A 21,322-nucleotide genomic window follows, 5' to 3' on the forward strand; every position below is an offset into this window, starting at 1 on the left:
AGCCATGATCTGCCGTTGCCGCTATTGCAGGTTGAAAACGGGCTGTCCACCCAGCAGGGTATGGGTGACCTTGCCACGCAGAGGGTGATGCATGAATGGCGTATTCTTGCCACGGGAGCGTGATGTCTCCGGGGTAAGGGTCCAGCTCATGTCTGGGTTGAAAATACAGATATCAGCGGTGCTGCCAATACTCAGTGTACCGGCATTAAGACCAAGAATGGTGGCCGGTGCCAGGGTGAGTTTTTCAATTAACTGCGGTAGCTCCAGAATCTGTTGCTCTACCAGTAACAGGGACAGCGATAGCAAGGTTTCTAACCCAGTCATGCCCGGTTCGGTATTGGCAAACGGGGCTTCTTTGGCGGCCCGTTCCAGGGGGTGGTGGTTGGAGCAGATTGCCTGGATGGCACCACTGATAAGCCCCTGAATCAGGCCGGCGCGATCCAGTTGGCTGCGCAGTGGTGGCTGCAGGTGAAAGGCACTGTTGAAACCATTGACGTTTTCATCCACCAGTAGCAGGTTTTGAATGGCGACATCGGCACTTACGGGCAGGCCGCGATCGCGGGCATCGGCAATCATCTGTACTGAACGTTCACAAGAGATCTGGCCGAAGTGGGCACGTACGCCAGTTTGTTCCACCAGTAACAGACAGCGGGCAACTTCGATGGTCTCTGCGGCACTTGGGATACCGTTCAGGCCCAGCCGAGTGCTGGTAGTGTCATCGTGCATGCAACCACCCTCTGCCAGGGCAGCATCTTCTGGATTAAATACCACCAGCATGTCATGGGTGGCGGCGTATTCCAGCGTCCGGTTCAGCACCTGCGAATTGGCAAACGCATGGCGGGCATTGCTGAACGCAATACAGCCGGAAGCGGCCAGAGCATACAGGGGAGCCAGTTGTTCACCTTCCAGACCTTTGGTGAGTGCGCCCATGGGTCTGATGCGGGTGATGCCGGTTTCTGCACAACGGTCCTTAATTAACTCCGCGACAGCTGGACTGTCGACCACCGGGTTAGTGGTTGGCGGGCAGATCATGGTGGTAATACCACCGGCGGCTGCGGCGTTGGATTCGGTTTTGATTGAGCCGCGTTGAGAGGGGCCAGGTTCGCGGCTGTGAGCGCAAAGGTCCACCAGGCCGGGGCAGACAATCTGGCCGCTGGCATCAATCACCTGCTCAACTTGTTCCTGCAGGTCAGTGCCGATGGCGGCAATCCGACCATCCTGAATTAACAGGTCGGCGATGGTATCGGTCTGGCTGGCGGGATCAATGATACGGCCGCCCTGAATCAGAATGCTCATAGATTCGTCTCGGTATTCTCTGCTGTTTCCATTCGGCATTTGGTCTGGCCGCTCATCGCCATGGACATCACGGCCATGCGCACGGCGATACCGTTAGTGACCTGATCCAGAATCAGTGATTGTTCACCATCGGCAACGGAAGAGGCAATCTCTACGCCGCGGTTGATCGGGCCCGGATGCATAACCACGGCATCGGGCTTGGCCAGTGCCAGTTTGTCAGCGGTCAAGCCATAGAGCTTGTAGAACTCACTTTCGCTGGGCAGCAGGGCACTGGTCATGCGTTCTTTCTGTAGCCGCAGCATCATGATGACGTCTACATCTTTCAGCCCTTGCTGCATATCGGTATATACCTTAACGCCCAGGGCTTCGATATGCCGAGGCAGCAGGGTCTTGGGCGCAATGACCCGGATTTCGGCGGCACCTAAAGTGCGCAGGGCATGGATCTGGGAGCGCGCCACCCGGGAGTGCAGGATGTCACCAACGATGGCGACGGTCAGCGGGGTGAAGTCGCCCTTGTGTCGGCGGATAGTCAGCATATCCAGCATCGCTTGCGTGGGGTGAGCATGACGCCCGTCGCCGGCATTAATCACGGCCACATCCGGCGTGACATGCTGGGCGATAAAGTGTGCCGCGCCACTGCTGGAATGGCGCACGACAAACATGTCTGATTGCATTGCATGCAGCGTCATCAACGTGTCTTTTAACGTCTCGCCCTTGGAGGTGGATGAGGTACTGATATTCAGATTCAGCACGTCTGCCGACAGGCGCTTCGCTGCCAGCTCAAAGGTGGACAGGGTGCGGGTTGAGGCTTCGAAAAACAGGTTTACCACGGTTTTGCCACGTAGCAGCGGCACCTTTTTCACCTGTTTCGCGCCCATGTCCACAAACGAATCGGCTGTATCCATGATTTCGGTCAGCAGTTCGCGGGACAGGCCTTCCACAGTGATAAAGTGTTTCAACTCACCGTCGGGGGTAAGCTGAATCTGGTTAGGGTCGTTGTGTTCAAACATGGCAGCTGTCCAGGCAAATTATTTCTGACGAATTTCCAGTTCCAGCGGATGTGGACCGGTGAGTTTCACTTGCTGATCCGAACCCAGTGCCAGAGTGCCACCTGTGACATCAGCCTGAATCGGGAGTTCACGACGTTGCAGATCGAGCAGTGTAATCAGGGTGACCGAGGCGGGTCGGCCGTAATCAAACAGTTCATTTAGTGCCGCCCGAATGGTGCGGCCGCTCATGATGACATCATCCACCAGCAGGACATGACGCCCCTCTGTTACGGGGAGCTGGCTGGACTGGCCCTGGCCACCCATACTCAGACCGCTGTGATTAAAGTCGTCACGGTGGAATGAGATGTCCAGTACGCCCATTGGACTGTTGAGGTTAAGTGCCTTGTGCAATCGCTCAGCCAGCCAGACGCCGCCGGTGTGGATGCCGATCATCAGTGGATCTTCGCGCTCTTTAGATGCCAGTAATGCTTTCAGGTCTTGTTCGACCTGTTTGAGCAGGGCTTCTGCGTTAAGGCTGCTTGAGCTCATACACGTCCTCTAAACGGGTGTGGCTAGGAATGTGAGTGGTGCTTTGAAACCAGCTTTCCAGAATTAGGCAGGCCGCAATGCCGTCGACGGACTGACGCTTGAAGTCAGTGCCGCCACCCCGTGCAAAATGGATCGATTTTGCTTCCCGGGTGGAGAGGCGCTCATCCTGCAAAAAACTTGGCAGTTTATACCGCTCATGCAGCCGGTTGGCAAACTTGCGTGCCCGGTAAGCCATTTCACTGATACTGCCATCCATATTCAGCGGCACGCCGATAACCAACCCCTGGGGTTGCCACTCCTGTAGCAAACGGTCCAGTTGAACCCAGTCGGGCTTGCCTTCTTTAGCCGCAACAGGGGGCAGCTCGCTGGCGGTGCCGGTCAGTGTCTGACCAATAGCCACGCCAATGCGGGAGGTGCCGAAATCGAACCCCATCAACTGACTTAATTCATTGCTCATCTGTATCAGGCGTGTCCTGCCTGGGCGGAGAGAAGATCCAGATTTACGCCCAGTATCGAAGCGGCTGCCCGAAGGCGATCTTCAGCCGGAATGCGGAAGAGTATATCTGAATTTGCCGGACAGCTTAACCAGCTGTTATCTGCCATTTCCTGCTCTAACTGCCCCGGCCCCCAGCCTGCGCAACCCAAGGCTACCAGGTAACCGGACTGTAAGCAGCCGTTGCCTGCCAGCTCAATCACTTCCACTGAGGTGGTCAGGCAGATTTCGTCAGTAATGAAATAGCTGTCAGGCCATTCGCGTGGGTCATCTGCCTGATGCAGCACATAGCCGCGTTCTGGTTTTACCGGGCCACCAAAGTACACGGATTGTTGCTGATCGCTAATGGAAGGGCATGGCGTCTCCAGGTGGTCACACAGGTCGGCCAAACTGATACCGACCGGACGATTAACAACAATGCCCATGGCGCCGTATTCGCTGTGGTCGCAGATATAGGTAACGGTCTGGGAAAAATGCAGATCGTCCAGATGGGGCATAGAGATCAACAGATGATCTCGTAGTGAGTGGAACGTGGTTGCCATAATAGACTGCCTTGATGACTGGCTCGGAACAGGCAACCGGTAACAGACCGGTTACTTAAGGCTTAGTCTAAGTATGCCTTTTTCTCAAACTTCCAGGTGCGGATGATCTCCAGCATGTCGTACTTTTTGCGCATCTCAACGGGGAAGGGTTGGAAGGGGGATGCCAGGCGCACAATCTTGATCGCTGCATCATCCAATACTGGAAAGCCAGACGATTTCAGCATTTCGATATCTTTTACCGTGCCATCGGCGCGAATCGCTACCAGCAGGCGTAAACTGCCGTACATTTTTTGACGCCGGGCTTCGGCCGGGTAATTAATATTACCGATGCGCTCGATCTCTTTACGCCAGCCATCCATGTAAGCCGCGTAATCGGCCCCCCGAGTGGCAGCAGTCGTGACGCGCAAGACCCGAGGTGCCCGGGCGAGTTGTTCATTTAAACGGTTAATATCGGCCTGCAGGCTGGCGATTTCGAGACTGCGTGCCAGCAGTGATGTGGCGGTGCCCGGTGCCGCTTGTGGGGCAGTTTTGTCCGGGCTGCTGCGGTCGGTACTGGCGTGTTGCTTGGCTTTGGTGGTCGTGACCACTTTTTGTTGGCCGCTGCGCGCCGGGGTGGTGTTCTTCTGCTTACCCGGACTGGCTTCGGCCATGGTGTCTGGATTGGACTGGTTGTTCAGGGTTGGCTGGGGTGTCTGTTGCGCGGCCAGTGGCTGTGATTGGCTGTCCTGAAACTCAGCGGTTTGTCGGGTAGAGGGCAGGTGTTTCTTTTGCTCTGTGCCGCTGCCTAGTTGGTCTGCCTGGGCGATAAAGTCAGCTTTCTCAGGGCTTATTTCACTGGGCTGCTGAGCCAGAGTGACTTCGATGGTGGTGCGCGGTTTAGGCTTGTCGACGGTGAAGCCCACTCCCAATACGATCAGCGCATGAAAGGCGACAGCAAAGAACAGGGTGAAGCCGAAACGATCAGCGACAGATACGGCTGGTTGTGCTGCATGTCTCACCCTACCCTGCTCCATTATACTGTTAACGTTTCAGCTGATTGGCGATGCAGTTCATTAACTGCATGCCGATATCCAGACCAAACTGCTGATCCAGTTCGCGGATACAGGTTGGGCTGGTGACATTAATCTCGGTCAGGTAGTCACCGATCACATCCAGCCCGACAAACAGCAGTCCCTTTGCTTTTAGCGTTGGGGCTATCTGGGCACAGATCCAGCGGTCGCGCTCCGTTAGCTCGCGGCCTTCACCGCGACCGCCTGCCGCCAGGTTACCGCGGGTTTCAGTACCGGTGGGAATTCGTGCCAGGGCGTAGGGCACTGGCTCGCCATCGATCATCAGAATACGTTTGTCGCCGGAGACGATGTCCGGAATGTATCGCTGAGCCATAATAGTACGGCTGCCATGCTCGGTCAGCGTCTCAATAATGACCCCCAGATTCAGGGCGTCCGCTTTGACTCGGTAAATTTGTGATCCGCCCATGCCGTCCAGGGGTTTGAAGATCACATCCTGCTGTTCGGCATGAAAGGCTTTTAACCGGCTAGGGTCACGGCTGGCCAAGACTGGCGGGCAGCACTGTGGGAAGTGGGTGGCAAACAACTTTTCGTTGAAATCACGCAGGCTCTGCGGTCGGTTGACCACTAGCACACCTTCGCGCTCGGCCTGCTCCAACAGATGGGTAGTGTAGATAAATTCGTTATCAAACGGCGGGTCCTTGCGCATCAGGATTACATCCAGATCGGCAAGGGCTTTGGTTTGATAGTCGCCTCGCTGAAACCAATCTGCGGGGTTCATGGCAACGCTGAGTGGTGCCATGCTGGCCTGGACCTTGCCATCGCGGGAGAACAGATGATGCTGTTCCATATACCAGAGTTCCCAACCCTTTTCCTGTGCAGCACGCAGCATGGTCAGTGAGCTGTCTTTTTTGTAATGGATCGCTTCTATCGGATCCATGATGATGCCAAGTTTGATGGTCATAGGAAGTTAAACATACCTGTAGCGCGTTTGTTTTTGAGTGTACCCCAGTGCATGGGTGGCGGATAGCATCAGCCCATATCACCCCAGAGATAGTTGAGGATCGACAGGGCCGCCACCGGCGCCGTTTCTGTACGCATTACCCTGGGGCCTAATGCCAGTGGCTGAAAGCCGTGTTGCATAGCCAGCTCCACCTCGGCTTCGGTCAGCCCGCCTTCGGGGCCGATCAGCAGCGCCACTGAGCCGGGGCGGCTGATGTCCTCCAATGGCTGCTGACTATGATGGTGTAGTACCAGCTTGAGTTCCGCATCCTGTTTACTCAGCCATTGCGCCAACCCTGTTGGGGCGTCGATTTCCGGTGGTATGACCCGGCCACTTTGCTCACAGGCACTGATGGCGACCTGTTGCCAGTGGCGGGTACGTTTTTCCTGCCGTTGTTCGACGAGTTTGACCTCACAACGTTCGGAAAACAGTGGTGAGATGCGGCTTGCACCTAGCTCGGTGCTTTTTTGTACTGCGTAATCCATACGTTCACCACGGGACAGCACCTGGCCTATGGTAACGGCCAAAGGCGATTCTACCTTAGGTTCGGTATGCGCGATGATACGTGCTGTGGCGGCGCGTTTTTCGACCTGCACCAGCTCGGCTCGGCATTCGACACCTTCGGCATTGAATAAGCACAGTGCATCGCCGGGGCGCATGCGCAAGGCGCGGCAGACATGTTGAATTACATCGTCACTCAGCTGAATGGTTCCCCCTGTGCTGAATGGCTGGGGTTCATAAAAGCGTGGAATTCTCATGGCAGATTCAACCCGTTAATGATGCATGGATTATCCGGGATCAAACGCTAAATTGCACCCTCGTTTGAGTGCGCGCTGCAGTGATAATCAGGCACAAAAAAAGCACCCGAAGGTGCTTTTCTGTTTGCGTGGGTATTTGCTTACAAGCTAGCAGCGTCGCGCAGGGCGTCGGCTTTATCAGTGCGTTCCCAGGTAAAGGCGGTAAAAACATCGCCTTTAAATTCCATCTCAAACGGGTTGCGACCGAAGTGACCATAAGCCGCGGTTGCTTGATACATCGGGTGCAGCAGGTCCAGCATCTTGGTGATGGCGTAGGGGCGCAGATCAAAGTGCTCCTTAACCAGCTGGATGATACGCTCATCCGGGATCTTGTTGGTGCCAAAGGTATTGATTGCCACTGAGGTTGGTTCGGCAACACCGATGGCGTAAGAGATCTGAATCTCACAGCGATCCGCCAGACCGGCAGCCACGATGTTTTTGGCAACGTAGCGGCCAGCATAGGCCGCAGAACGGTCCACCTTGGATGGGTCCTTACCGGAGAACGCGCCGCCACCATGGCGGGCCATGCCGCCGTAGGTATCAACGATGATCTTGCGCCCGGTCAGGCCACAGTCACCCACCGGGCCACCTATGACAAAGTTGCCGGTCGGGTTGATGTGGAAACGGGTGTCCGCCGTGATCCATTCGGCAGGAATAACGTGTTTAACAATCAGCTCCATGACCGCTTCACGCAGATCGGACTGTGTGACATCGGGGTTATGCTGGGTCGATAGTACCAGTGCATCTACCGCCACGGGCTTACCGTTTTCATAACGGAAAGTCAGCTGAGATTTCGCATCCGGTCGCAGCCAGGGCAGCAGGCCGGATTTGCGTGCTTCCGCCTGACGCTCTACTAAACGGTGAGCATAGGTGATTGGTGCTGGCATCAGCACATCCGTTTCATTAGAGGCGTAACCGAACATTAGGCCCTGGTCACCGGCGCCCTGGTCTTCAGGTTTGCTGCGGTCAACCCCTTGGGCGATATCGATTGATTGTTTGCCGATGATGTTGAGGACACCACAGGTCGCGCCGTCGTAACCGACATCAGATGAGGTGTAGCCGATATCGCAGATAACTTTTCGCACCAGGTCTTCCAGGTCGACCCAGGCGTTGGTGGAGATTTCACCAGAGACAATAGCGACACCGGTTTTCACCATGGTTTCACAGGCGACGCGGGCATATTTGTCTTCAGCAATGATGGCATCCAGTACTGCGTCGGAGATCTGGTCGGCAATTTTGTCTGGATGACCTTCAGAAACGGATTCTGAGGTAAACAAGCCGTATTCGCTCATTTTCGGGAGACCCTCGGAAAGTTTGTCTTCGGAAAGAAATATTAGTTGGGCTGGCAGGACAATGCACAGAGGCCCAGTCTGGAAAGGGCGGTATTGTACCCCCGCAAAAGTTGAATGCCTAACGTACAATCCGTTTGGCGATGAAAAAAATGCGTTTTTGCATGAAAAAGACTCATTTTTTCACGAAAACACTAAATCTGATTTGAAGCTGGCTGCTATCTGGGGGAAAATTGCGCGCAAATTTTCCCCGAATTCTATCGATGGGCCCGGTGCCCAGGAGCTGAGTGAATGTCCTCTCGTCGAGAACTTGCCAATGCGATTCGCGCATTGAGCATGGATGCCGTACAGAAAGCTAAATCAGGTCACCCGGGTGCCCCTATGGGTATGGCGGATATTGCCGAGGTGCTATGGAATGATTTCCTTAAGCACAACCCATCCAACCCGCAATGGTTTGATCGTGACCGGTTTATTCTGTCCAACGGCCATGGCTCCATGTTGATCTATAGCCTGTTGCACCTCACTGGTTACGATGTGTCCATCGATGATCTGAAAAATTTCCGTCAGTTGCATGCCAAAACTGCAGGCCATCCGGAATACGGTTACTGCCCGGGTGTTGAAACCACCACAGGTCCACTGGGTCAGGGCATCACCAATGCGGTGGGTTTTGCCATTGCAGAGAAAGTGCTGGCGGCACAATTCAACCGTGCAGGCCACGATATTGTCGATCACCACACTTATGCCTTTATGGGTGATGGTTGCATGATGGAAGGTATCTCCCACGAAGCCTGTTCTCTGGCGGGTACGCTGGGGCTGGGCAAGCTGATTGCGTTCTGGGATGACAACGGTATCTCCATCGATGGTGAAGTGGAAGGCTGGTTTACCGACGATACTGCCAAGCGTTTTGAAGCCTATGGTTGGCAGGTAATTCCGGCAGTGGATGGCCATGATGCCGACCAGATTCGTGATGCGATTGTTAAAGCACAGGAAAACACTGAGCAACCGACCCTGATCTGCTGTAAAACCGTGATCGGTTTTGGTTCGCCGAACAAAGAAGGTAAGGAAGATTGCCACGGTGCGCCGTTGGGTGATGATGAAATTGCCCTGACTCGTGAACGTCTGGGCTGGACACAGCCTGCCTTTACCATTCCCGAAGATATTGCTGCGGACTGGGATGCCCGGGAAGCTGGCAGCCATGCGGAAAATGAGTGGAATGACCGTTTTGCGGCTTACCGTGCTGAATACCCAGAGGAAGCGGCGGAACTGCTGCGTCGGATCTCTGGTGATCTGCCAGCTGATTTTGCTGAAAAAGCGGATAGCTGGATTCGTGAGCTGCAGGCTAAGGGTGAAACCATTGCCTCGCGTAAAGCATCGCAGAATGCGCTGAATACCTATGGTCCGATGTTGCCAGAACTGCTGGGTGGCTCCGCCGACCTGGCCGGTTCTAACCTGACACTGTGGTCTGGTTGCAAGGGTGTCAGTAGAGATGATGCCGATGGTAACTATATGTTCTACGGCGTGCGCGAATTTGGCATGTCAGCCATGATGAACGGCATTGCTCTGCATGGTGGTTTTATTCCTTACGGCGCTACCTTCCTGGTCTTTATGGAGTATGCGCGTAATGCAGTGCGTATGGCGGCGCTGATGAAGCAACGGGCGATCCACGTATATACCCATGACTCCATTGGTCTGGGTGAAGATGGTCCGACTCATCAGCCAATCGAACAGATTGCCAACCTGCGTCACACGCCGAATATGAGCTGCTGGCGTCCATGTGATGCCGTTGAATCAGCGGTGGCATGGAAAACAGCACTGGAACGTACCGACGGTCCAACCGCGATGATCTTCTCCCGTCAGGCGCTACCGCACCAGCAACGTAGCGATGAACAGCTGGCGAATATCGCCCGTGGCGGTTATATCCTGCGTGATAGTGACGGTCAGCCGGATGCCATCCTGATTGCCACTGGCTCCGAAGTGGGGTTGGCGATGGATGCCGCCGAGGCGCTGGCCGCTGAAGGTAAGCAGGTACGCGTGGTGTCTATGCCGGAAACCCGGTTGTTTGACCAGCAGGATGCGGCGTATCGTGAAAGTGTGCTGCCGGCAGCTGTCACTGCACGTGTGGCGGTAGAAGCGGCTCAGGCTGACTTCTGGTACAAGTATGTGGGCCTGAATGGTGCCATTGTGGGTATGACTACCTTTGGTGAGTCAGCACCGGCAGGTGACCTGTTCAAATACTTTGGCTTCACTGTCGACAACGTTGTGGTCACAGTTAAATCTGTACTTTAAAGCGTGGGGCTTGGCCCCGCCTAGGTGAGTGACTGCGTTGAGTTATCGAATCGCAATTAATGGCTATGGCCGCATCGGTCAGTGTCTGCTGCGGGCGATCTACGAAAATGGCTATCAGGATCAGCTCAGGGTCGTGGCGATCAATGAATTGTCTGACCCGGAGACGGTCACTTATCTGACCCGCTATGACACGACGCATGGCCGTTTTCCGTTACCGGTGCAGCAGGATCAGAATCATCTGAATATTAATGGTGATCAGATTTTGTTACTGAATCACGCTGAAGCCGAACAGCTACCCTGGGCTGACCTGAATATTGATCTGCTATTTGAATGTTCCGGGTCTTTTAAAACCCGGCAGGACGCCGAGCGGCATATTACCCAGGGTGCACAGCGGCTGCTATTTTCGCAGCCAGCCACTGCCGAGGTGGACTGCACTGTGGTTTGTGGTGTCAATGAAACGTCACTGCAGGCGGAGCATAGAATCGTCTCCGCTGCGTCCTGTACCACTAACTGCATTGTGCCGTTGCTGGATCTGCTGGATCGTGAACTGGGAATCGTTAATGGTGTGACGACAACGATTCACTCTGCCATGAATGACCAGCCGGTCATTGATAGCTATCACCAGACCGACCTGCGGCTGACCCGCAGTGCCATGCAGTCGATCGTGCCGGTGGATACCGGGTTAAGTAAGGGTATCGACCGTTTATTGCCGCAACTGGCGGGTAAGTTTGAATGCCTGCATGTACGGGTACCCACCATCAACGTATCGATGATGGACCTGTCACTAAACCTGAAACGGGATACCGATGTTGCTGAAGTGAACCGGCTGCTTGAGCAGGCTGCGGCTGGGCGCTTGCAAGGGTTGTTGGGGTATACCGCAGAACCCCATGCCTCGGTGGATTTTAACCATGACACCCGCTCTGGCATTGTGGATGGCACCCAAACCCGGGTGTGTGAAGGTCGTCTGCTGAAGCTGGTGTGCTGGTTTGATAATGAATGGGGCTTTGCCAATCGGATGCTGGATGTGGCGAAGCGCTGGCTGGATCTGTCGACCAGCCGTAACTGATTTAATTTTTACAACCTGTAGGACACGTCAATGAGCGTATTGAAAATGACCGATCTGGATCTGGCCGGCAAACGCGTGCTGATCCGGGAAGATCTTAACGTGCCGGTTAAGAACGGTGTTGTTACCTCCGATGCCCGGATTCGGGCGTCTTTGCCCACTATAGAGCTGGCCCTTAATGCGGGTGCGAAAGTGATTGTGATGTCTCACCTGGGTCGTCCGACTGAAGGTGAATATGATGAAGCTTTCTCTATGCTGCCCGTGGCAAACCACCTGGCTGGATTGCTGGGGCGTGATGTTCAAGTGATCAAGGACTTTGCCGCAGGGGTTGATGTTGCCGCCGGTGAGCTGGTGTTGCTGGAGAACGTGCGCTTCAACAAGGGTGAGAAAAAAGATGTTGATGAATTGGCTCAGGCCTATGCAGCGTTGTGCGACGTATTTGTGATGGATGCTTTCGGTACCGCGCATCGCGCCCAGGCTTCCACTCATGGCGTAGCCCGCTTTGCGCCGGTGGCTTGTGCGGGTCCACTGCTGGCTGGTGAGCTGGATGCACTGGGTAAGGCGCTGGATAAGCCTGCCCGGCCACTGACCGCGATTGTGGGTGGTTCTAAAGTTTCCACTAAACTGGAAGTTCTGAATTCATTGTCAGATAAAGTCGATCAGTTGATTGTTGGAGGCGGTATTGCTAACACCTTCCTGGCCGCTGCGGGCAAGCCAGTCGGCAAATCGCTGTGTGAACATGACTTGGTGCCGGTGGCCAAAGCGCTGATGGCTAGGGTGAACATCCCGCTGCCAACCGACGTGGTTGTCGCCACTGAGTTTGCGGAAACCGCAACTGCAACCGTGAAAGCGGTGGAAGACGTGGCGGAAGATGACATGATTTTGGACATCGGCCCTGACTCTGCAGCGGCCCTGGCGAGTTTACTGAAAGATGCCGGCACTATTATCTGGAACGGTCCGGTGGGTGTGTTTGAGTTTGATCAGTTTGGTGAAGGTACGAAAGCACTGTCCCTGGCGATCGCTGATAATAAGGGCTTCTCCATTGCTGGTGGTGGCGACACGCTGGCAGCGGTGGACAAATACGCTATCGCTGATAAGGTGTCTTATATTTCCACCGGCGGTGGTGCGTTCCTGGAATTCGTTGAAGGCAAGGTGTTGCCTGCAGTCGCAGCTCTGGAAGCAAAAAACAGTTAATGGTTCAGGGTGCCTGTGAGCACCCTGATACATGCCCTCAGGCATGCATAATCAACATAAATAGGTGACACAATGGCTTTAATCTCCATGCGTCAGCTGCTGGATCACGCGGCAGAATACGGCTATGGCATCCCGGCGTTTAACGTAAATAACGTGGAACAGATGCGTGCCATCATGGAAGCGGCGGACAAAACCAACTCTCCGGTTATCGTGCAGGCCTCTGCCGGTGCCCGTAAGTACGCTGGTTCCAATTTCCTGCGCCATATGATTTTGGCGGCGATTGAAGAGTTCCCACATATCCCGGTGTGCATGCATCAGGATCATGGTACTTCACCGGCAGTCTGTCAGCGTTCCATTGCGATGGGGTTCTCATCAGTGATGATGGATGGCTCGTTGAAAGGTGATGGCAAAACGCCATCCAGTTATGAGTACAACGTTGATGTAACCCGTCGTACGGTAGAAATGGCCCACGCCTGTGGCGTGTCGGTAGAAGGCGAGTTGGGCTGCCTGGGTTCTCTGGAAACCGGACAGGCCGGTGAAGAGGACGGTATCGGTGCGGATTGTACGCTGTCCCATGATCAGATGCTGACTGACCCGGATGAAGCGGCTGACTTCGTCAAGAAAACCGGTGTCGATGCATTGGCCATTGCTTGTGGTACTAGTCACGGCGCATACAAATTTACCCGGCCACCTACTGGTGACATTCTGGCGATTGACCGCATTAAGGCGATTCATGCCCGTATTCCAGAAACCCATCTGGTGATGCATGGTTCTTCGTCTGTGCCGCAGGAGTGGCTGGCGATCATCAATGAATTTGGCGGCGCGATTCCGGAAACCTATGGTGTGCCGGTTGAGCAGATTGTCGAAGGCATCAAGTACGGTGTGCGTAAGGTGAATATTGATACCGATCTGCGTCTGGCTTCCACCGGTGCGATTCGTCGTTTCCTGGCGGAAAATCCGGCCGAGTTTGATCCGCGTAAGTATCTGAAGAAAACCATGGAAGCGATGAGCGATATCTGTGTCGCGCGCTATGAAGCCTTTGGTACTGCAGGTCATGCCGATAAGATCAGAGCTGTAGCACTGGAAGATATGGCGGTGCGCTATGAGAAGGGTGAGCTGGACGTGAAAGTAATGTAAGCCCAGTTGCATTTAACAAGCCGCCTTAAGGGCGGCTTTTTTGTGTCTAATATGGCTGTCTGGGCTGTGATTTTATCGGCATGGGTTTTGACGGGATGGGGTAAAAGGCTTGTCGTACCATGTCTTTGCCTCGGTACTTGGCCTGATACAGAGCATTGTCGGCGCGTCTGACCAGATCGTCCTGGCTCTCACCAGTTTGCCATTCGGCGACCCCAAAGCTGCAGGTGGGTAATTTAAAATCTTCTGTTGAGGCGCTTTTTAGGTGCTGGCGCAGTTTTTCTGCTACCTGGCTACCGCCCTCAATATCAGTATCTGGCAGCACCACCAGGAACTCCTCACCACCCCAGCGACCCAGTTGATCGGTGATGCGCAATCCATTCTGTAGGGCTTCGCAGACGGCAATCAGTACCTTGTCGCCTTGACTGTGACCGAAATGGTCATTGATCTGTTTGAAGTTATCAATATCCAGAAAAATCACGCTCAGCGGTCTGTCACTGCGCGCGGCGAGGTTAATATGCAGTTGCAGTTGCTGCTGCATGGCATAACGGTTTTTTGCCCCGGTGAGCGGGTCGGCGTGGACAATTTTCTCCAGAATGCGGTTGTTTTTTTGAATGGCGTAGTAGCGGTAGCCGAACACCGCTGCGATTGCGACCAAGATCAGTATCAGCCTTTCCAGGTCATCAGGATCAATCGGGGGCTTGTAGGTTAGCGGTAACCAGCGGGTGGCAACCTCATTGCGGAACTGAGCCTCCAGACTGTCCATAGACCTCTCCAGCAGAGGGAGCAGGTAACTATTCTCTTCCGCAACGGTAAAACCCAGATCCCATGAGTCTTGAATGCTGGCATCAATCACCAGGTTGCTGATATTGGCTTCGCGCAGGGAGAACGCAATACTGGCTTCGGCATCGATAAATGTATCCAGGTCACCGTTTTGTACCTGTCGCAGGCCTTCAGCCACCGAAGCAATTTCTCTCAGTTTGAGACCAGGGTGGCGCCCTTCTAACAGCCGGCCAAGTCCATGATAGGAGAGAAATCCGACCCGGCCACGGCGCAGGGCTATGCTCTCTATACCTTCCCCATTTCGACTGGCGGCAACCATCGGCATACTGAAAAACGGTTTGGAGAATGCTGCCAGTTCATTGCCTTGCATAAGATTGAGCACGCCGCTGAGAATATCGCATTGCCCACTGTGCAGCATCGCAGAAGCCTGGTGCCAATGATCGGTGACACGCCATTGATATTTCAGCCCCAGGGACTGAAACAGCTGCTGGGTGTAGTCAACGATAATGCCTTGCATATCATTGCTGCGAACACCGGAAAACGGCATCCAGTCCTGCTCGACACACACCGTTAATTTCGGTAGCTGAGCCAGATTTTGTCGCTCTTTTAGCGAAATCTGCAGGCTGTTTTCAGGGTTTATACTGCAGCAGAAAACAAATCCGGACAGATCAATATCGCCATCGAGCTGACCCGTAAGTCGGTAGACATTGGCCATGGCTTGAAAGCGTGATTCTTCGAGGCTGCCAAACAGCCCCATATCGTCAAATGCCAGTGCTTTTAGACTTTCAGCCTCATAGGTCAGCGCGTCTTGGCTACGTTCCTGGGAGTTATACTCGCGCATGATGAGCGCCACGGTTTCGTCGATATGGTCAAACGCGTATAGCCAGCCTTGCACCGTGGCACGTTTGAATCGTTGCACTAGATCGGGTTGTGTGCGGGCAGTATTTTCACTGGTAAAGAGAATATCAGAGTACATGGGAAAGCCATGATCTTGGGGGTGAATTTGATTCACTTCGATCCCTTTGAGGGACATGGCATAGGGCTCATTTGAGATGTAGGAACCTACCGCATCCGTCTCTCCGGCTGTCAGTTGATCCAGAGCGAAGGAGTGCTGCACTAATACTATGTCGTCCAGGGTGACGCCATATTTCAGTAGCATGGCGATAATTTCTGAGCCTTGCTGCGCTTCCAGAGTGATCTCTACACGCTTGCCTTTGAGGTCAGCGGGAGACTGAATGCCGCTGTCGGCACGAGACATTAGCATCAGAGGGGATTGCTGAAATGCGGCCAGTAAAGCCACCACAGGACTGCCAGTGAGCCGTTGCACTACCAGGGATGAGCGGCCAATACCAAACTCGGCATCACCTCGTGTAACAACATCGGCCGGATCTTCACCAGATGACAGTTCGAGGAACTCAGGTTCAATGCCCTGTTGCTTATAAAAGCCTTTCTCCTTCGCCATGTAATAGCCGGCGAACTGAAACTGATGCTTCCATAGTAATTGGACGCGGACAATATCGCCTGCTGCCAGCAATGGTTGTAGCGGTATTAAAAGAAGCAATAACAGCGTCAGGACAGATGGCAAGCCCATTCTGTCCCGGAATATATGGTTCATATAACCCACCTTAATTAACCTATATAAATAATAGGTGTACTTTGTATAAGTGGTGGCTGTTTTTTTAAGTCATCTGTTTGAAAGTTGTTATGACAAGGGCGCATTTTCTGGCATTAGGCCAAGAATGGGAGTCTTGGGTTGTGGATTGACACCGAGAAGAGGTTTTATTCGGCTTTTTAATTGTTTTTTAACTATTTTTCTCAATATTCATCGCTAGATGGTTGGGATGAGACAGGTTATTACAATCCATATCTAGGTTTAGGCGGCGATGATAGGGAGCTGCTGTCACGACTCTCTTTGTTTTAAAACAGCGTTTAAGTCAGGTTGAACTCAGTGTTAATCAACTATCGCTGTGACCTGTGTTTGCGTGGTTGGCTGACGTAACTGGTTCCAGGCATCAAACTGGCTGAGAAATACCTGGCCACTTAACGCGACCAAAAACTGGCTGCGTTGCAATTGATCCATTACGGGTCCTTTAACCTCTGACAGGTGTAGGCACACCCCACTGTCCTGTAACCGCTGGTTGATCGCTTCCAGGCTTTCCAGGGCGGAAGCATCAATGAGATTGACTGCAGGGCACATCAAAATAAGATGTTTGACCCTTGGGTTACGCGCCACCAAGTCATACACCAAATCTTCCAGGTAACGGGCATTGGCAAAATAGAGGCTTTCATCTACCCGCAGTGTTAGCAGGCTGGCATCAGTTTCTACCTCATGCCGGTCGATATTGCGGAAATGCTCCGTTCCCGGAACCCGGCCGACAATGGCACTGTGAGGTTTGCTGGTACGGTATAGGTAGAGCAGGATCGATAGCCCGACACCCGCGACAATGCCAATTTCAACACCCTCTGCCAGGGTAAGCAGCAAGGTTGCCAGCATGGCAGAAAAGTCACTGCGCGAATATTGCCAGGTACGTTTAAGGGCAGCGAGATCTACCAGTGATAGCACGGCAACGATAATGGTGGCGGCTAATGTGGCCTGGGGCAGAAAAAACAGCAGCGGCGTCAGCAACAGTGTGGCAATGGCGATACCGAGGGCAGTAAATGCCCCTGCAGCTGGCGTTGCTGCGCCGGCATCAAAATTGACCACAGAGCGAGAAAAGCCGCCGGTGACAGGAAAACCGCCGGAGATCGAACTGGCGATATTGGCACTGCCAAGACCAATTAGCTCCTGATCAGGTGAGATTCGTTGGCGGCGTTTTGCGGCCAGGGTTTGGGCAACGGAGACACTCTCGACAAAGCCGACCACGCTGATGAGCAACGCTGAAACCAGGAGTTGTTCCCATACCTCCGGATTGAAACTCGGCAGGCTGAGCCCCGGTAACCCCTGAGGTATGCTGCCAACGACCTTGACGCCACTGTTTTGCAGGTCGCCGCCCCAGGTTACCAGTGTGGTGGCCACCACCATGAAGACGGGACCGGCCTTGGTCAGAATATCTGCGGTGCGGCGAGACAGCCCGGATCTTATGAGTAAAGGTTTTAACTGTTTTCTGGTCCAGAACAGAAACCCTGTCGCGCTGATACCGATGATCAGCGTCGGCCAGTTCAGGTTGTCTAACTGACTGCTGAGGCTGAACAGAATTTGGTACAGGTTATGGCCGCTGGCATTGACGCCTAGCAGGTGTTTCAACTGAGATGCGGCAATGATAATCCCGGATGCAGTGATAAAACCGGATATCACTGGATGGCTGAGGAAGTTGGCCAGCATGCCAAGCCGGAATATTCCCATCAATATCAGGATGACGCCGGAGAGAAAGGCCAGTGCGATGGCTGCCGCCAGATATTCAGCCGTGCCTTGTAGCGCCAGGTTACCGACGGCGGCGGCCGTCATCAGTGAAACCACAGCCACAGGACCGACTGCCAGAGTGCGACTGCTGCCAAACAGGGTGTAGGCAACCAGGGGCAAAATGCTGGCATACAGGCCTACCTCGGCTGGCAGTCCTGCCAGCAAGGCATAGGCCAGCGACTGCGGGATCAGCATAATGGTGACAATAGCGGCCGCAACCAAATCACTGGTAAACGTGGGCTTGTCGTAGACTCTGGCCCACTCAAGCATCGGTAGGATACGTTGCAGCTTCATCTGGTGATCCGAATTACGGGTTATGTTTTGTCACGGAAGTCGCAGGCTTGCTGCGCTTCATGGGCGGTTGGCTTGTGGGCCAGAATTTCTGGTTTGGCTAGCCATTCATGGCCTTTTAGCATGGCATTCCAGTAGATCCAGGGCAGCATCTTCTCCTTTAGGAACCAGGATAGGCGACTCGGTTGTTTACCGTCGATCAGCCAGGTTGGGAAGGTGGGCAGCAGTTTGCCGCCATAACCAAACTCGGCCAGGACAATTTTGCCACGCTCAACCGTTAGTGGGCATGAGCCGTAGCCATCGTATATTGCCCGGGGAGATTCGCCCTGCAGTGCGAGCAAGACGTTTTCTGCAACCGTGGGTGCTTGCTTGCGTACTGCTGCTGCCGTTTTTGCATTTGGACTATTGCCCGCGTCGCCGAGTCCGAAGATATCGCCGAACTGCTTGTGTTGCAGGGTTTCTGAATTCAGGTCGAGCCAGCCTGCGGCATCTGACAGTGGGCTGTCAGCAATGAAAGCAGGTGCTTTCTGGGGTGGGCAGACATGCATCATATCAAATGGTTTTTCAATTTCGCTGACACTGCCTTCTGCGTCGACGGTTTTGAATAACGCTGTCTTGGCGTTGCCGTCTACCGCTACCAGGTTATGTTGGAAATTGAGTTGGATAGCGTACTTCTTCACGTATTCCATTAATGCAGGAACATAGTCGGCGACGCCGAACAGAGCGCCGCCGGCGTTACAAAATTCCACCTGAATATCCTGCATGCGATTCTGCCGAGTCCAGTGGTCACAGGCCAGATACATGGCTTTCTGTGGCGCACCGGCACATTTGATAGGCATGGGAGGTTGGGTAAACAGGGCTTTGCCATTGCGCAGACTTTGAATCAGCTCCCAAGTATAGGGTGCCAGATCAAACTGGTAGTTAGAGGTAACACCATTGCTGCCCAGGGTGTCCTTTAAACCGGGTATTGCATCCCAGTCCAGGCTTAGGCCAGGGGCGATAATCAGAATGCGATAGCCGATACGCTCGCCGTCTTCGAGTATCACCTGCTGTTGTTGCGGGGCGAAACCCGCAGTGGCGGCCTGGTACCATTTAGCACGTTCGGGCATGACGTCACGCATGGCTCGGACGGTGTCGCGGCGGTCAAATACGCCACCACCTACCAGGGTCCAGCCTGGTTGGTAGTAGTGTTCAGTGCGCGGTTCGATGATCGCTATATCCAGATCGGGCGCGCGTTTCAACAGGCTGTGGGCAACTGCTTGGCCTCCCGCGCCGCCACCGACAATGACAACGTCATGACGACTGCCCGCCACCGTTAATGGTGTGGTAGTCGGGTTTTCACTCAGTGCCTGAAGACGCTCGTGTTGGGCGCTGAGATCGTAGCCAGCGGAGGCGGTGGTAGCAAGGATCGCATCGACTGACAATCTGGGTGCTTCGGACAGCGCCCATAGCGTGCTGCTGCGCGTTCCCGTGCGGCAGAACGCCAGTACCGGGCCGCGTAGATTTTGTAGCAACTGGGCAAAGCTCTGAATGTCAGTATCGGTGATGTTTCCGGCGATCACTGGCAGGTCGTGCCATGCTAACCCCTGCAGTTCTGCTGCGGCCTGCAGTTCAGCCATATCCGGCTGATCTTCACTTTCGTTGGCAGGCCGGTTGCAGATAATGGCTTTAAAGCCTTGTGAGGCGACAAGGCCAATATCACTGCTGGTAAGCTGAGGGGACACGCTGATAAATGGCGTTAGTTGGCGAACATCCATAGTCATCTCCGGAATGTCATTCTTGTTATAGGTGGTTGCCGGTTTAAAACAGGTTAATGGGCACCTTGAGATATACCTGACCGTTTTCTTCTGCTGGTGGCATTTGTCCTGCCCGCATGTTGACCTGAACTGATGGCAGAATCAGGCGGGGCATAGCCAGCGTGGCATCACGGGCCTGACGCATTTTGACGAAGTCAGACTCACTGATGCCTTCGCCAACATGAATATTGTGCTGACGCTCTTCCGCGACACTGGTCTCATTGGCATAGCTATCTCGCCCCGGTGCCTTGTAGTCGTGACACATAAACAGTCGAGTATCGTCTGGCAGGGCAAAGACTTTCTGAATAGAGCGGTAAAGGGTGGCTGCATCGCCACCAGGAAAGTCGCAGCGGGCGGTGCCATAGTCGGGCATAAACAGGGTGTCGCCAACAAAGGCCGCGTCAGCAAAAACATAGGTCATACAGGCGGGTGTATGCCCCGGGGTGTGAATAGCCTTACCGGTTAGCGAACCAATATAAATACTGTCGCCATCGTTAAATAGCGCGTCAAACTGGCTACCGTCCCGGCAAAATTCGCTGCCGGCGTTAAAGGCCTTACCAAAGGTGTCCTGGACGATGGTGATATTCATGCCAATACCTAATTTGGCACCGCACCGTTCTGCCAGATAAGGTGCCGCGGACAGGTGATCTGCGTGGACATGGGTTTCCAGTACCCAGTCGACGCTGAGCTGTTGTTGTTCGATAAAACGCAGAATTGCGTCAGCTGATGCGGTGGATGTGGTACCACTGGCATAATCAAAGTCCAACACAGAATCGATGATAGCGCAGTGTTTACTGGAAGGGTCCTGCACGATATAGCTGTAGGTGAACGTGGGTTCATCGAAAAAGGTTGTGACAATTGGTTTCATAATGAGACCTTTAAATAACTAAATAGAATATGCATATAACATTTTTAAATATGATAGAAAATCCAGTGGGTTTTGCCAAGCATTAATGGTTGATTTTTGTTCAAGTTAAATGCCTGCTGTGCTTGGTATTAAATAATCGGAGTTATTATGTCGGTATTGTTTGTCAATTTGCCGGTTGCATCATTGGATCGAGCAACAGCGTTTTATCTGCAGCTTGGTTTTGCTGTAAATCTGCAGCTGTCTGGTGCCGAGATGACTGCGCTGGCCAAGGGCCGGGTCCAGCTGTTGCTGCATACGCATGCTGGCTATCAACAGGCAAAGCAGGATTCCGGTAGTGATAGCGAAACAGCGGCCAAGGCCTTTCTCAGCTTGCAGGTGGATACACGGGATGAGGTGGCGCGGCTGTATGACTGCGCCATGAATGCCGGGGCTAAAGCAGTGGGTGGTGCCATCGACCATGGTCTGGTTTATGGTCGTAGCTTTAGTGACCCTGATGCACACTGCTGGCAGGTCTTCTGGATGGGAATACAGCAGTAGCCAGT

Annotated in this window: 18 protein-coding genes; 5 read left to right on the forward strand and 13 right to left on the reverse strand. The window is 53.8% G+C overall.

The features are described 5' to 3' along the window. Positions 1–21: 21 nt before the first annotated feature. The 9 genes from ACFVYJ_RS07315 to metK form a co-directional block, all read right to left on the reverse strand. Positions 22–1,296 (reverse strand): dihydroorotase, encoded by a 1,275-nt coding sequence (locus tag ACFVYJ_RS07315; RefSeq protein ID WP_419414662.1) that lies wholly within the window; start codon positions 1,294–1,296, stop codon positions 22–24. Continuing rightward, positions 1,293–2,306 carry an aspartate carbamoyltransferase catalytic subunit gene (locus ACFVYJ_RS07320; protein ID WP_419414661.1) on the reverse strand — a complete coding sequence of 338 codons (1,014 nt, stop codon included), beginning with the start codon at positions 2,304–2,306 and terminating at the stop codon, positions 1,293–1,295. The genes ACFVYJ_RS07315 and ACFVYJ_RS07320 overlap by 4 nt, the downstream gene beginning before the upstream one ends. Positions 2,307–2,324: 18 nt before the next feature. Further along, on the reverse strand, positions 2,325–2,834 hold the full coding sequence (pyrR, locus tag ACFVYJ_RS07325) for a bifunctional pyr operon transcriptional regulator/uracil phosphoribosyltransferase PyrR (RefSeq protein WP_419414660.1): 510 nt from the start codon (positions 2,832–2,834) through the stop codon (positions 2,325–2,327). Further along, positions 2,815–3,291, reverse strand: a complete 477-nt coding sequence (gene ruvX / locus ACFVYJ_RS07330; protein WP_419414659.1) for a Holliday junction resolvase RuvX — start codon at positions 3,289–3,291, stop codon at positions 2,815–2,817. The genes pyrR and ruvX overlap by 20 nt, the downstream gene beginning before the upstream one ends. A gap of 5 nt (positions 3,292–3,296) precedes the next feature. Then, on the reverse strand, positions 3,297–3,869 hold the full coding sequence (locus tag ACFVYJ_RS07335) for a YqgE/AlgH family protein (RefSeq protein WP_419414658.1): 573 nt from the start codon (positions 3,867–3,869) through the stop codon (positions 3,297–3,299). Positions 3,870–3,931: 62 nt separating this feature from the next. Next, the gene (locus ACFVYJ_RS07340) at positions 3,932–4,867 is read right to left on the reverse strand and encodes an energy transducer TonB (protein WP_419414657.1); all 936 of its coding nucleotides are present in this window, start codon (positions 4,865–4,867) and stop codon (positions 3,932–3,934) included. A gap of 22 nt (positions 4,868–4,889) precedes the next feature. Further along, complete coding sequence (gene gshB, locus ACFVYJ_RS07345) at positions 4,890–5,840, reverse strand: glutathione synthase (RefSeq protein WP_419414656.1); 951 nt, start codon at positions 5,838–5,840, stop codon at positions 4,890–4,892. 68 nt (positions 5,841–5,908) lie between these two features. Then, the gene (locus tag ACFVYJ_RS07350; protein WP_419414655.1) at positions 5,909–6,637 is read right to left on the reverse strand and encodes a 16S rRNA (uracil(1498)-N(3))-methyltransferase; all 729 of its coding nucleotides are present in this window, start codon (positions 6,635–6,637) and stop codon (positions 5,909–5,911) included. Positions 6,638–6,777: 140 nt separating this feature from the next. Next, positions 6,778–7,968, reverse strand: coding sequence for a methionine adenosyltransferase (gene metK / locus ACFVYJ_RS07355; RefSeq protein WP_419414654.1), 1,191 nt, complete (start codon positions 7,966–7,968; stop codon positions 6,778–6,780). Positions 7,969–8,256: 288 nt separating this feature from the next. Here metK and tkt point away from each other — a divergent pair, with 288 nt between their 5' ends. The 4 genes from tkt to fba all read left to right on the forward strand — a co-directional run bounded on the left by tkt (position 8,257) and on the right by fba (position 13,645). Continuing rightward, positions 8,257–10,251, forward strand: coding sequence for a transketolase (gene tkt / locus ACFVYJ_RS07360; RefSeq protein ID WP_419414653.1), 1,995 nt, complete (start codon positions 8,257–8,259; stop codon positions 10,249–10,251). A gap of 37 nt (positions 10,252–10,288) precedes the next feature. Continuing rightward, entirely contained in the window at positions 10,289–11,317 is a 1,029-nt protein-coding gene (locus ACFVYJ_RS07365; RefSeq protein ID WP_419414652.1) for a type I glyceraldehyde-3-phosphate dehydrogenase, read from the forward strand. 30 nt (positions 11,318–11,347) lie between these two features. After that, positions 11,348–12,508 carry a phosphoglycerate kinase gene (locus ACFVYJ_RS07370; protein WP_419414651.1) on the forward strand — a complete coding sequence of 387 codons (1,161 nt, stop codon included), beginning with the start codon at positions 11,348–11,350 and terminating at the stop codon, positions 12,506–12,508. Positions 12,509–12,580: 72 nt separating this feature from the next. Further along, positions 12,581–13,645 (forward strand): class II fructose-bisphosphate aldolase, encoded by a 1,065-nt coding sequence (fba, locus tag ACFVYJ_RS07375; RefSeq protein WP_419414650.1) that lies wholly within the window; start codon positions 12,581–12,583, stop codon positions 13,643–13,645. 46 nt (positions 13,646–13,691) lie between these two features. Here fba and ACFVYJ_RS07380 read toward each other — a convergent pair whose 3' ends face one another. The 4 genes from ACFVYJ_RS07380 to ACFVYJ_RS07395 all read right to left on the reverse strand — a co-directional run bounded on the left by ACFVYJ_RS07380 (position 13,692) and on the right by ACFVYJ_RS07395 (position 20,780). Further along, the gene (locus ACFVYJ_RS07380; RefSeq protein WP_419414649.1) at positions 13,692–16,040 is read right to left on the reverse strand and encodes an ABC transporter substrate-binding protein; all 2,349 of its coding nucleotides are present in this window, start codon (positions 16,038–16,040) and stop codon (positions 13,692–13,694) included. A 336-nt stretch (positions 16,041–16,376) separates the two neighbouring features. Continuing rightward, on the reverse strand, positions 16,377–18,119 hold the full coding sequence (locus tag ACFVYJ_RS07385; protein ID WP_419414648.1) for a SulP family inorganic anion transporter: 1,743 nt from the start codon (positions 18,117–18,119) through the stop codon (positions 16,377–16,379). Positions 18,120–18,139: 20 nt separating this feature from the next. Further along, on the reverse strand, positions 18,140–19,873 hold the full coding sequence (locus ACFVYJ_RS07390; protein WP_419414647.1) for a bifunctional protein tyrosine phosphatase family protein/NAD(P)/FAD-dependent oxidoreductase: 1,734 nt from the start codon (positions 19,871–19,873) through the stop codon (positions 18,140–18,142). A gap of 43 nt (positions 19,874–19,916) precedes the next feature. Next, complete coding sequence (locus ACFVYJ_RS07395; RefSeq protein ID WP_419414646.1) at positions 19,917–20,780, reverse strand: MBL fold metallo-hydrolase; 864 nt, start codon at positions 20,778–20,780, stop codon at positions 19,917–19,919. A 147-nt stretch (positions 20,781–20,927) separates the two neighbouring features. Here ACFVYJ_RS07395 and ACFVYJ_RS07400 point away from each other — a divergent pair, with 147 nt between their 5' ends. Next, a complete protein-coding gene (locus tag ACFVYJ_RS07400; RefSeq protein WP_419414645.1) occupies positions 20,928–21,317 on the forward strand; it encodes a VOC family protein in 390 nt (129 codons plus the stop codon). Positions 21,318–21,322: the final 5 nt, after the last annotated feature.

It is taken from the genome of Pontibacter sp. JAM-7, from assembly GCF_048548695.2.
Lineage (GTDB): Bacteria > Pseudomonadota > Gammaproteobacteria > Pseudomonadales > Balneatricaceae > Neptuniibacter.